Source organism: Aliivibrio friggae (assembly GCF_057368515.1).
The window spans coordinates 386,125-399,333 of the sequence record NZ_CM170649.1 but is presented as its reverse complement, the minus strand read 5'-3'; the positions used below and the strand labels follow the sequence as shown (position 1 = coordinate 399,333).

The window sequence follows — 13,209 nt, the reverse complement described above, 5'->3', positions numbered from 1 at the left end:
TTTTATTTTATCCCCTTGTTTAAAGGCGTTCAAAAGAGCACAATTTCAACAAACAAGTCGAAGTGAGATTTACATGGAATTAGAAGATATTCGTCGTGATTACAGCCTTGGAGGCTTACGTAGAGCTGATTTACCGCAAGAGCCCGTTGATTTATTTGAACTGTGGTTGAAGCAGGCGGTAGAAGCAAAATTGACTGATCCAACAGCGATGACTGTGGCGACGGTTGATAAAAATGGACAACCCTTTCAACGCATCGTGCTATTGAAGCATTTTGATAAAACAGGATTTGTTTTTTATACCAATCTTGCTTCTCGAAAAGCACAGCACCTGGAAGATCACAGTAAGATTTCTTTGCACTTTCCTTGGCATCCTCTTGAACGACAAGTTCATATTACTGGTACGGCAGTGAAGCTTTCAGCATTGGAAAACATGAAGTATTTCACTTCAAGACCAAAGGAGAGCCAAATTGCAGCATGGGCTAGTAAACAAAGTAGCCGATTAACCGCTCGTTCAGCGCTTGAAGGCAAGTATCTTGAGCTTAAGCAGAAGTTTGCTAAAGGCGAGATCCCTGTTCCTAAATTTTGGGGCGGCTTTAGAATTAATATAGAATCGATAGAGTTTTGGCAGGGTGGTGATCATCGTCTGCATGATCGATTCATATACAGTAAAGATCAAAGTGAATGGGTGATCGACAGATTAGCGCCATGATCTTGACGTGATCGCTATGATTTAAGAAAAATGCCGATGATCATAAGATCATCGGCATTTTTATATCTCTTTTAACCATTCAGTATTCAGTTTCTCTGTTTCCCCGAGATAATCCAATAACCACTGAATCGCAATAGATTGATTGTTTGTATTCCACGCTAAGCAACACGGACTTGGAGCAATGTTATTTTCAATTTGTTTATTAATAATCTTTCTAGTCGAGAGTAAGCGCTTAGCTTTATGGCTTGGCATTACTCCAACACCTAAACCATCAATAAAACATTGCTCAGCACTGTGCCAGTTAGGAACGATTAAACGACGTTGATTATCCAATTGCCAGGTTGTTCTTTTTGGCAGCATACGGGATGTATCTTCTAAACATATTACGGGGTACTTCATTAATTCAGAATCTGGAATCGCACCATCATAATCTGCGAGAGGATGAGAAGTGCTCATGACAAAATCCCACGAAAGCTCTCCCATAGGACGATAAGAGAAATTACCACCAATAGGGATAGTTGCCGTCGCTCCAATACCAATATCCGCTCTGCCTGTCATTAAGGCATCCCACACTCCATTAAATACTTCCATGGTGAGTTGTAGCTCGATATCAGGAAAAGTAGCGTAAAAATCACGTACTAATTGATTTACACTATCTTCACGAACCACATTATCCAAAGCAACCGACACACTTTGTTGCCATCCATTAGCGACTCGTTGTGTATTTAAACGGATATCTTCCATCTCTTTAAGTAACTTTCTTGCTTGTTCTACAAAATACTCACCAGCAGCAGTTAATACGACTTTGCGATGTAAACGAGTAAAAAGAGTCACCGTTAATCGGTCTTCTACAGACTTAATTGTATAGCTAATTGCACTTGGTACTTTGTGTAACTCTTCAGCTGCGTGACTGAAGCTACCAAGACGAGCAACGGACTCAATTGTGATTAATTCATGATAAGAAAACATAGAAAACCTGATGGTGAATTGAACACATCAAAAATATTGATGCTAAGTGCAAATTATATCGTTTCACAAGAGTAGCAACTAGCACATAGAATGCAACGGATTTTAAATATGTTCAGCTTTGGAGAAGAACATGGAAAACAAAAAACAATCTATTCCTTATATCTGGCTTGCTGGCCTAAGTATGTTGGGATTTTTAGCAACAGATATGTATTTACCTGCATTCGATATTATTCGTGGTGATTTGGCAACAACCGAAAGTATGATTGGTTTAACCCTTAGTATTTTCTTGTTCGGTATGGCGATAGGTCAACTTTTTTACGGTCGTTTGACGCAAAAACTAGGCACTAAAAAATCGTTAATCATTGGTTTAAGCATTTTTGCAATCAGTAGCTTGGCTGCTTCATTTTCAACCAGTGTCGAAATGTTACTTGTTGCGAGATTCTTTCAAGCATTAGGTGCTTGTAGTGCTAACGTAATTTGGCAAGCAATGGTGATCCAACGTTATGATGCAAAAACATCTCAACGTATTTTCGCAACGATTATGCCACTAGTTGCTCTTTCTCCAGCATTGGCTCCTTTACTGGGTGCAGCTATTGAGAAGTTTTATGGTTGGTCGATGATTTTTGTTACGTTAACTATTATTGGTGTTGGCCTAGCAGTAAGAACGTTTGCGGATAAAGAGCCAGCTCAAGTAGTAAGCTCTAATGCGAAAACAATTACTTTCCGTGATGTTATCAAGTCAAAAAAATTCACAGGTAATATGCTAATTTATGCAGCAAGCTCTGCAATTTTCTTTGCATGGTTAACTGGATCACCTTTTGTTATGACTCAAATGGGTTATTCAGGTGCTGATATCGGTTTGAGCTACATTCCACAGACAATTGCATTTATTGTTGGTGGTTATGGCTGTCGTTGGGCTCTAGAGCGTTTTGAAAGCCAAAAGGTACTTCCTTGGATCTTAAAGCTATCTATTGCAAGCGTGAGCGTGGTGTTCTTAATTGCATGGCGCATGGAACCTACATCAATCATTCCAATGCTAATCCCATTCTGCTTCTTAGCAGCAGCGAATGGCGCGGTTTACCCTATCGTAGTAAACAATGCATTAATGGACTTTAAAGAGGGCAGCGCAGTGGCTTCAGGTCTATTAAACTTTTTACAAATGCTATTTTGTGTAGCGGCAAGTGCGATGGTATCAAGCATTAGTTATTTAGGTCCAATCTCAATGGGTAGCGTGATGCTATTGCAATTAGTATTCTTATTTATTGGTGCGGTTTTGGTATTTAAATCAAACAAAGAAGAAAACATGGTATTAGCTGGGCAATAATCTGCTTAGAACTTCTACCCTGTTAGAGTAAATAAAAATAGCATTGAGCGTAATTGCCAATGCTATTTTTTTGTTTGTAGAATACTAAACGATGTTTATTTTTTGCCTATCATCACCGGTTCAATATCAATGTTATATCCAGAATAAGAAACCTTACTTGGGCTATATTCTCTTTTTGTCACTAGGTGCTCTGTATTGAATTGGATATCTACTCGTGGAAATATTTTATTCGTCACAAATATATTATTTTTCTTAAGGTTAGAGTTAAAAGAGGTTTGTTCTTGTTTTAATGCCGATCTTAACGTCAGTAAATCCTGATTGGATTTTTCTTTTGAACGGAGGATTTTTTCTGCTAATTCAGGGGATTGTCGTTCAATATTAATTTGTTCAATTTTTATGATTTGTGAACTTACATCATCATAGCGTTTTTGAAGTGCGTGAAGCGTCTCTTTGTGAGTATTAAAATCGTGGAAAGCATGGATTTTAGTATAAGCCCCACCTTCAATACCTAAGTTTGCAGTCTTAATAAAACCATTAGCTGTAGCCTTTCCCCCACTAATCGTGCCGTGTTTTTCTGTATTATCAATAACAAAAATAGAGCCTAAGGACTCAAGGATACAGTGGTTTGCATGCAGAGTAATATGAATGTCGTTGTGTGCCATTATATGCGCATTTTGAGCCAGTTTTGTTGTTACTTTCCCCTCAGCCGTGACACTACAAGTTAGTGGGTCTTCGTCCGCTACAGGTCGACCAATGATGCCATTCATCACGGTAATATCACCTTTTGCGTTTACTTCTGCATTTTCAATAAATCCGCCAACCGTAATACTTCCTTCTGCGGATACTTTCATGCCAGGTTCAATATCTTCCTGAACGAAAATACTGCCGTTAAATGAGACATGACCTGATGTTGCGTTAATACTTTTTACCGTCAGAAGATTATCAATAGCGATACCTGAGGCATGAATTAGAGGTGTACCATCAATATCAGCAACCAGTAAATTTGAATTGATTGGTGAGATAGAAGAACCAGGGTAAAGTTGAAAATCAGAATCTATTCCAAAAGTCGCTATGATGGGTTTCCCTGTGATAGTAAGACCGTTTGTCCCTGGAGTTGCTGGGATTCTTTTCATTAAAGGTGTATTTTTTTTAACGCTAATTACCTCACCGAGGTTTCGCATGTCTACATGCCCATCATCGGTTTCTTGTGGCTTTAATACACGTTCAAGAATATTAGGAACAAGTGATTTAAAAATAGTGTCTTGCCCTGCTATTGGTTCACGCCCAATAGCAATAATATCTGAAGCTGTTTCTCCTGGTGCGAGATCTTTGCTTTTTAGTAATAATGCTTTGAGGTTGTCTTTATTAATACCCTTTAAAATTTGTTTATTTGTTAGTGCTTCTATTATTAATGGGCCGCGTAATGGTACGCCTCCATAAGCACCTGTTACTGTCATTGTTGCTGTCATTTCATCTTCTTGTACCTCAATGGATAACTGCGCATCTAAACGTTGTGAGATTAGAGTTCCATTCACGTTAGATATATTTCCATTTTTAATCGATGAAATTATATTTTCTATTTCACTATCAAAGAGATAATAGTTATTTGTGCCTGTATTTTTTAAGGCTTGATAAATATGACTTGCTTCAATTTTGTGGGGTAATTCAGTATGTTCAGGAAGAGCAAAATGTACGGTAGATTTGTTATCTGATAAGACTAAGAACTGCTCAATCATATTCTCTCCAAAGAAACCTTTATAGTTTATTGAAGAGAATATTATCACTTATAACGTATGGGGTTTACATTATGTGTTGTAAGTGCAAACAGACTCACAATTTATAAACTTAACCATTCAGTTTTCCAATTAATTCAAGCACTTCAAAAAATGGTTGAGACTCAAATTTTGCGTAACCTGACATTTTATTTGCTTTTATTTTAGTCGTCAGTGGTGTTGGAATACCGCATAAAAATCGAGCAAAAACGGCATTGGCTAATGGGTCTTTACTGTTGTTTTGTAGCTCTTGGCACCAATGTTTTACTTGTTCATCATCAGCAATAAAATGAGCAGTATCTCTTGGTAAATGAGCGCCTTCAGAGCGACAAGCTGAGCAGTGACCACATTGTTCTGGTGCATTAAAGTCGGCAAAATAATTCGCTAGAGAATGACTTAAGCAAGTTTTAGTTTCAAAGAAATCAAGCATCGCATGAATTCGCTTAATTTCGCTTTCTTCTTTATTTTTAAACAGTTGGTGTTGTTCTTGAGAAAGAACATGAGTACTTTCTACTTTATTGAGTACTTGATAAACCTCAGTCATTAATTTGCTTTCAAGTTCTATCCAACCTTGTTCATGGAAATAATCTAGTGCTGCAATTACGCGTTTACGCTCCCCTTGGTATCCCATCCAAAGCGCATCAAAATCAACTGTGTGCCATGTTTTGGCTTTTGGCGAACACTGAAAAATAGTCGATACAAAATGCTGACGTTCTGTTTGAAATTTAGCAAGAATGTCATTAATTGGAATTAAGGTTTTGAATCGATAGTCCGCGTAATAGCTGAACTTTGCTTGAATGATCTTTTTGAGCTCTAAGTACACCAGTAATGTTTTTAAAGGCAACTGACGAACATTACTGTCTTTAGATAAACGAAGTAATTGGGTTTCCCATGTATCAGAAGATTTATAAATATCATCCAGTACATATTGAATCGCTTCTCTATCAGGCGTATCACCATAAACAAAGTTTTCTAACACGTTTAAGCCAGACGTATTCGCTAGGACAGTACAAAAAGAAGGATTACCGTCTCGTCCTGCTCGCCCAATTTCTTGAGAGTAGTTTTCAATCGATTTAGGTAAATCAAAATGGATCACTTGACGAATATCTGATTTATCAACACCCATACCAAAAGCAATCGTCGCAACAATGCAATTGATCTCACCATTCATGAATTGATGCTGTATCGTCTCTCTGATGTCGTGCTTTAACCCTGCATGATAGGCTTTTGCTTGGATGCCATTACTTTGCAGCCATTGAGCTACGTTTTCAGCAGTTTGTTGTAACGTGACATAAATAATGCTTGGTTGATTTGGTCTCTGTTGAAGTGTCGCATAAAGAGCTGAGCGCTTTTGTTCTTCTTCAACAGGAATAATGGAAATATCTAAGTTCGGACGATAGAAACCCGTAATCACAATATCGTCTTTTGCAATTTTGAATTTTTTACTCATGTCTTCAATAACGGCAGGCGTTGCTGTTGCCGTCAGAAGTAAAACATGAGGAATATTTAACGCTTCTCTATCTTGAGGTAGTTTAAGATAATCTGGTCTAAAGTTATGACCCCATTCAGAAATACAGTGAGCTTCATCTACCACTAATAAAGAGATATTAATTTGAGCAATGAATTGACGAAAGCGTTCATTCTTCAAGCGTTCCACTGAGATCATTAAAATCTTAATCTCCCCGTTTCTAACCCCTTGTAAGATGGCTTGGGTCTCTTCACGAGTTTGAGTCGAGTCAATAGACGCCGCTGAAATGCCTTTGCTTTTAAGAAAAGTAATCTGATCTTTCATCAAAGCGAGTAAAGGGGAGATAACAAGCGTGAGGTTAGGCAATAATAATGCGGGTAATTGATAGCACAAAGATTTTCCTGAACCCGTCGGAAAAATAGCAGCAGACGAGTGACCATCAAGCACTTTCTCGATAACTTGTTGTTGGCCGCCTCTAAGAGAATCAAAGCCAAAAACCTCTTTTAATGTCTGCTGATACGTCATTAGTAATCTACCTTTTTTCTCATACTTTTAGTTTGGCCGCGTTGGGTTTTGTTATCTACTCGTTTGCGCTGAGAGTTACGTGTTGGTTTTGTCTCTCGACGTGCTTTTTGCGTCTCAGCGGCCGATTGAATTAATTCTTTTAAACGTTCCAGTGCATCATCTCGATTTTTTTCTTGAGTTCTAAACTGTTGCGCTTTAAGTACTATTACCCCTTCCTTAGTGATACGACTATCTTTCATTTTTAATAGTCGTTCTTTATAGAAGGCAGGTAACGTCGATCGTGCAATATCAAAGCGTAAGTGAATGGCACTTGAGACCTTATTCACATTCTGTCCACCCGCACCTTGTGCCCGAATCGCAGTCAGCTCTATTTCCCAATCGGCTAATTCGACTTGGTTTGAAATGGTTAACATGTAATAAACCTATGATCGTTGTTCTAATAGAGGTTATACTATCAGGTAGCGTCGATACGCACCATTTTCAATACAAAGGTAATTTCATGAGTGTAAAAGAAGAACTGCAAAAAATTCATAACCGTTTAGATCGTTGTAAGCACCGTTTAGATGCTGCACGAAAGCGTGACGATCAGCCAATCGTTAAACAGTTTTTGCATGAAATCCAAACGCTAGAAAAGAAAGTAGCAAAATTAAATGGTAAAAAGCAGTTTGAAACAGGTAATAAGGGAACAGAAGTTCGCAACCTTGAGTTCAAACGTGCAATTACTAAAGCAGAACAAGCTGATATGGGTAAACTGAAAAAATCAGTTCGCGGTTTAGTTGTTGTGCACCCAATGACTGCGCTTGGTAAAGAGCTAGGACTTAAAGAAATGACAGGGTTCGCACCACAAGCGTTCTAATAACTTTTCATTTCAGACTAAAAACACAAGTATGTGTTGAAATATAAATAGCCATGATATCGATAAGAGCATGGCTATTTTTTTAAGTAATTCATTCATACATCAGCTATGATGTCCGCTATTATTCATTATCAGTAAACTTACATGACTCATTCTAAATCTGCTCCTACAAAAACACCGATGCATCCTCGTAATAAACATAATGCTAATTATGATTTTCCTGCGTTGATTGCAACATCTCCTGAACTGAAAGCATTTGTTGAAACGAATCAATATGGTAATGAATCAATCAACTTTTCAGATCCTCTTGCTGTTAAAGCATTGAACAAAGCACTGTTAGCGCATTTCTATGATGTACCATTTTGGGATATCCCAGAAGGTTACTTATGCCCACCAATTCCTGGCCGTGCGGATTACATTCATAACATTGCTGATTTACTTGCAATCACTAATGACGGTGAGATCCCAACAGGTAAAAACGTTCGTGGTTTAGATATCGGTGTTGGCGCTAACTGCGTGTACCCTATCATTGGTCACCGTGAATACAAATGGAACTTTGTTGGTTCTGATATTGATGTTCAAGCACTAAAAATGGCGTCGTTCATTGCGAACAATAACCCAAGCCTGAAGAAGGGTATTGAGTGTCGCCAGCAAAAAAATGAAGAGAATATCTTTAGAGGTGTTATCAAGCCACAAGATGAATTTGCGTTCACGATGTGTAACCCTCCGTTCCATGCATCAGAAGCAGAAGCAACAGCAGGATCAGAGCGTAAGCAACAGAACTTAGCGACAAACAAATCGAAGAAAGGTCATGCTTACAATGAATTAAAAGGCGTGAAAAAACTGAACTTCGGTGGCCAAAAAGCAGAACTTTGGTGTGAAGGTGGTGAGCTTGGCTTCATTACTCAAATGGCGAAAGAAAGTTGTGAATTTGCACTGCAAGTTCAATGGTTTACAACATTGATTTCTAAGAAAGAAAACGTAGAAGCTTTACATCAAGAGCTTGCACGATTAGGTGTTAAAACTATTAAGACGGTTGATATGGCTCAAGGCCAAAAAATAAGCCGTTTTGTTGCTTGGACATTCCAAGCGAATGTAAATTTGTAAGCTTTTAGATTTCGATTTAATTCATTATCTATCAATGGGTTAGTTGTAAATCGTTTCTAAATTTGACTAAACGTAAATTGCAGACACATTCAGTAACAATCTCTGCAATTTAACATTAATAATTTCAACCATTTAACTGTCAGAATATGCAGAATCCGACAGTTAAATGGTTATTTTATGAAATCTAAAACTCTTCTTGCTTCTTTAATTAGCGCAGCTTTACTTGTAGGCTGCAGTGATGAAGCGACGACTAAAACGGCTCCTCCAGCGCCTCTTGTAGCAGCTCATACCGTTGAATCAATTCAATATCAACAAGGTAAAACTTATATTGGTCGTATTGAAGCAATGGAAGATGTGTCTATTGTTGCCCAAGTTTCTGGTTATATTCAGTCTCGCTCGTTCAAAGAAGGCCAAATGGTTGAAAAGGGCGATGTACTTTTCCAAATAGACCCTTCTACTTTTGAAGCACAAGTAGCTAATGCCAAAGCGGGTATAACCCAAGCTAATGCGGCACTCAAAAAAGCACAGTTAGATTTTGAACGTGGGCAGAACCTACTTCCAAAAGGCAATATTAGTAAAGCTGAATTTGATGGTTTAACTGCACAGCTATTAAGTACTGAAGCACAAGTTGAATCGGCTCAAGCCCAGCTACGAATTGCTGAAGTGAACCTTTCTTATACTCGTATTATTTCGCCATTCTCTGGGCGTATCAGTGACAGTAAAGTCAGTCTTGGTGATCTTGTTTCTCCGGCTTCAGGTCCATTAACCACTCTAGTGAGTTTAAACCCAATTCATACTCGTTTTACTATTAGTGAGCGTGAACGTTTATTGATGGGGATCGATCAAGTAAAAGGCGATGGTACTGGTGCATCAAATCAAGTTGAAGTGGTACTGAATCTTGAAAATGATAAAGAATATAACCACTTAGGTAAGATTGATTATATTGGTAACCGTATCGACCAAACGACAGGCACATTAACCCTTCGTGCTTTGGTTCAAAACCCTGATTTCACATTACTGCCCGGCCAACATATCAACGTCAACCTACGTGAAAAGAAACCAACTAATGTAATTGTTACCCCTCGACGAGCGGTGCAAAGTGACTTAGAAGGCAGCTTTGTGATGGTATTAACGGAAGGAAATATCGCAGAAAGACGCAATGTGACCTTGGGCAAGCAGTTACCAGAAGGGGTGATCATTAGCTCTGGCTTAGAAGCAAATGAGCAAGTACTGGTTAAAGGATTACAGCGTGTTCGAAATGGTGTTCAGGTTCGTTTAGAAAATACGGAGTCTTAATATGTTAAGTCGTTTTTTTATACAGCGTCCTAAATTTGCTCTGGTTATTTCTATTATTCTTACTCTTGCCGGAGCGATTGCGCTAGCCATTCTTCCTGTGGCGGAATACCCAAAAATAAGTCCACCTTCGGTAAGCGTGAATGCGTACTACACAGGGGCAAGTGCAGAGGTAGTAGAACAGGCCATTGCCGATCCAATAGAAACCTCGGTCAATGGGGTTGAGAACATGATTTATATGTCCTCGAAAAGTGCCAATGACGGATCGTACTCCCTTAACGTTACCTTTGATGTGGGCACCGATCCAGATATGGCTCAGGTTAACGTTCAGAACCGTGTAGCGCAGATAGAGTCTAAATTGCCACAAGAAGTACGCATGGTCGGTGTCACCGTTAAAAAGCGCTCACCTGACTTATTGATGGTACTGAACTTCTACTCGCCAGAGGGTAAGTATGACGATCAGTTCTTGGTTAACTACGTTAATTTGAATATCAAAGATCAGTTAGCGCGTGTTACCGGGATCAGTGAAGTGGGTGTTCTTGGTGGTGGTGAATACGCAATGCGTGTTTGGCTCGACCCAGATAAAATGACTAACTTAGGGTTAACAACCTCTGATGTACATGCCTCACTAGCGGAGCAAAACGTACAGGTTGCTGCAGGTAAAATTGGTGCAGCGCCTTATGCCAGTGCGCAAGATGTGCAGTTTAACTTGGTGACAAAAGGACGTTTAGAATCAGTTGAAGAGTTTGAAAACGTCGTACTTCGTGCAAATAACGATGGTTCATCAGTTTATCTAAAAGACATTGCTCGTGTTGAGTTAGGTAAAAAATTCTACGATGGTAATGGTCAATTTAGAGGAAAAGATGCCTCTATCGTAACCTTATCTCTGCAATCCGATGCTAACGCATTAGAGAGTGGAAAAGCCGTAATGGAGATGCTGGATAAACTCAGCGTTACTTTTCCTGAAGGCTTAGCGTATGAGACCAGTTACGACACGACCTTGTTTGTTGCAGAATCAATTAAAGGGGTTATTAAAACCTTAATTGAAGCGATTTTATTGGTAATCGCGGTAACGTATCTGTTTTTAGGAAGTGCGCGTGCCACTCTAATTCCAGTCGTTGCCATTCCTGTTTCGTTAATTGGTACGTTTGCAGTCATGCTTATGACCGGATTTACGATTAATACCGTGACCTTGTTTGGTCTTATCTTGGCCATTGGTATCGTGGTGGATGACGCCATTTTGGTTATCGAAAACGTCGATACTATCATGAAGCGTGATCCCTCGTTAAGCCCAAGAAAAGCGACGTTAATCGCGATGAAAGAAGTAACCGGCCCAATCATTACCTCTACCTTGGTTCTGCTTGCGGTGTTTATTCCGGTAGCAATGCTTCCGGGTATTACGGGTATTATGTATCGCCAGTTCGCATTAACCATCTGTATTGCGGTAATTATCTCATCGATTAATGCCTTAACACTGTCTCCTGCATTGTGTTCTTTGGTGCTTAAACAAGGTGGTGATAATACCGCTCGTTGGTTTAAAGCCTTCAACCGTGGCTTAGATAAAGTGACCAATAAATATGGTGATATTGCTGGATTTTTTGTTCGAAAAACAATGATATTGATGATGTTCTTTGCTGTAGCGCTTGGCTCGGTAACGTACCTTGCGAAAAACACATCAACGGCATTTGTTCCTCAAGAAGATAAAGGGATCTTACTGGTTAACGTGCAGTTGCCAGATTCTGCATCACTTTCTCGTACTGAAGAAGTGTCTGCAAAATTACTAGAGATTGTAGAGCAAGAGCAGGGTGTAGATGGCGTTACCATCGCCAATGGTTATGCGTTCTTAACGGGTGCAGCGGCATCTAATGGTGCTTCTCTATTCATTAAATTAAAGCCTTGGGATGTTCGTAATGAGATGGATGGGGATAACTCTTCATTCGCCATTACCAATCGCATTAATGGTCGTGCTGCTATGGAATTACCAGAAGCAGTGATCTTTGCGATGGGTGCTCCCGCCGTTCCGGGTATGGGCGCAGCCTCTGGTTTTGAATTTGTGCTGGAAGATACGTTAGGTCGTAATCGTACTGATCTTGCTAATGTAATGAATGAGGTGATCCAGACAGCAAATAAGCAGCCTGAAATCCAATACACATTCAGTACGTTTCGTGCCAATGTTCCGCACTACTATGTAGATATTGACCGTGAAAAAGCCAAACAACTTGGTGTATCGCTTGGTTCTATTTTCCAAACGCTACAAGGTAATTTAGGGTCGATGTACGTCAATGATTTCACCATGTTTGGTAAGAACTTCCGCGTAACAATGCAAGCAGATGGTCAGTACCGTAGCAGCATGGATGATTTGGATAAATTCCACGTGCGTGCAAGTTCAGGTCAAATGGTGCCACTAAGTACATTGGTGACTTATGACACTGTATTTGAACCCGATGTAGCGTGGCGTTACAACATGTATCGTTCAGCCGTTATTCAAGGGCAGCCTGCTGAAGGTTACTCAAGTGGTGATGCAATTGCTGCAATGGAGCGTGTTGCCGCTGAAGTGCTTCCTCATGGATACCAATACGAGTGGACAGGCATGGCTTACCAAGAAGTGAAAGCGGGTAACCAAGCGATTTATGCATTTGCTTTAGCCCTGATCTTTATCTATCTATTTATGGTGGCACAGTATGAGAGTTGGAGTATTCCACTTGCGATTATTCTAGTGGTTCCTGTGGCGACATTAGGATCCTTTGTGGCATTGAATTTAGCCGGAATGCCATTGAATCTATACGCTCAAATTGGCTTGGTTCTCTTGATCGCCTTGGCCGCAAAAAATGCAATCTTGATTGTAGAGTTTGCGAAAAACGAGCGTGAAGAGAAAGAGACGGATTTGGATAGCGCATCAGTAAATGGCGGTCGTCTACGATTCCGAGCGGTTAACATGACATCGTGGTCATTCATCTTAGGTATTTTGCCATTGGTGTTTGCATCAGGTGCGGGTTACATCAGTCAAAACTCTCTGGGTGTGTCACTGATTGGCGGTCTACTGTGTGTGCTATTGGTGGGTACATTACTTATCCCTGGTTTCTATGCCATGGTACAACGCCGTCGTGAGAAACTGCATGGTGGAAGTACCAAGCTTGTTCATATTGATGATGAGTGATTTTACGATACATTGAAATTAACGCATTA

At 39.6% G+C, this 13,209-nt stretch carries 10 protein-coding genes; 6 read left to right on the top strand and 4 right to left on the bottom strand.

Translation table 11 applies throughout. The features are described 5' to 3' along the window. Window positions 1-73: 73 nt before the first annotated feature. A complete protein-coding gene (pdxH, locus tag AC2INI_RS15325) occupies window positions 74-709 on the top strand; it encodes a pyridoxamine 5'-phosphate oxidase (protein WP_122032308.1) in 636 nt (211 codons plus the stop codon). A 60-nt stretch (window positions 710-769) separates the two neighbouring features. On the opposite strand, the gene punR is transcribed toward pdxH, so the two are convergent. After that, entirely contained in the window at window positions 770-1,678 is a 909-nt protein-coding gene (gene punR / locus AC2INI_RS15320) for a DNA-binding transcriptional activator PunR (RefSeq protein WP_122032307.1), read from the bottom strand. Window positions 1,679-1,808: 130 nt separating this feature from the next. Here punR and punC point away from each other — a divergent pair, with 130 nt between their 5' ends. Continuing rightward, window positions 1,809-3,002, top strand: coding sequence for a purine nucleoside transporter PunC (gene punC / locus AC2INI_RS15315; protein WP_122032306.1), 1,194 nt, complete (start codon window positions 1,809-1,811; stop codon window positions 3,000-3,002). A gap of 95 nt (window positions 3,003-3,097) precedes the next feature. Here the strand turns inward: punC and AC2INI_RS15310 are convergent, their stop codons facing one another. From AC2INI_RS15310 to arfB, 3 genes are all read right to left on the bottom strand, one after another. Next, the gene (locus AC2INI_RS15310) at window positions 3,098-4,738 is read right to left on the bottom strand and encodes a DUF342 domain-containing protein (RefSeq protein WP_486306316.1); all 1,641 of its coding nucleotides are present in this window, start codon (window positions 4,736-4,738) and stop codon (window positions 3,098-3,100) included. 109 nt (window positions 4,739-4,847) lie between these two features. Continuing rightward, a complete protein-coding gene (locus AC2INI_RS15305; protein ID WP_486306315.1) occupies window positions 4,848-6,767 on the bottom strand; it encodes a RecQ family ATP-dependent DNA helicase in 1,920 nt (639 codons plus the stop codon). Beyond that, on the bottom strand, window positions 6,767-7,180 hold the full coding sequence (gene arfB / locus AC2INI_RS15300) for an alternative ribosome rescue aminoacyl-tRNA hydrolase ArfB (RefSeq protein ID WP_122032303.1): 414 nt from the start codon (window positions 7,178-7,180) through the stop codon (window positions 6,767-6,769). Before arfB ends, AC2INI_RS15305 begins: the two co-directional genes overlap by 1 nt. Window positions 7,181-7,266: 86 nt before the next feature. Here arfB and AC2INI_RS15295 point away from each other — a divergent pair, with 86 nt between their 5' ends. From AC2INI_RS15295 to AC2INI_RS15280, 4 genes are all read left to right on the top strand, one after another. Beyond that, a complete protein-coding gene (locus AC2INI_RS15295; RefSeq protein WP_122032302.1) occupies window positions 7,267-7,623 on the top strand; it encodes a YibL family ribosome-associated protein in 357 nt (118 codons plus the stop codon). Window positions 7,624-7,767: 144 nt separating this feature from the next. Then, a complete protein-coding gene (rlmF, locus tag AC2INI_RS15290) occupies window positions 7,768-8,730 on the top strand; it encodes a 23S rRNA (adenine(1618)-N(6))-methyltransferase RlmF (RefSeq protein ID WP_122032301.1) in 963 nt (320 codons plus the stop codon). Between the two features lie 177 nt (window positions 8,731-8,907). Then, window positions 8,908-10,026: an efflux RND transporter periplasmic adaptor subunit gene (locus AC2INI_RS15285; RefSeq protein WP_486306314.1), complete on the top strand. Its 1,119-nt coding sequence runs from the start codon at window positions 8,908-8,910 to the stop codon at window positions 10,024-10,026. A gap of 1 nt (window position 10,027) precedes the next feature. Further along, window positions 10,028-13,180: an efflux RND transporter permease subunit gene (locus AC2INI_RS15280; RefSeq protein ID WP_486306313.1), complete on the top strand. Its 3,153-nt coding sequence runs from the start codon at window positions 10,028-10,030 to the stop codon at window positions 13,178-13,180. Window positions 13,181-13,209: the final 29 nt, after the last annotated feature.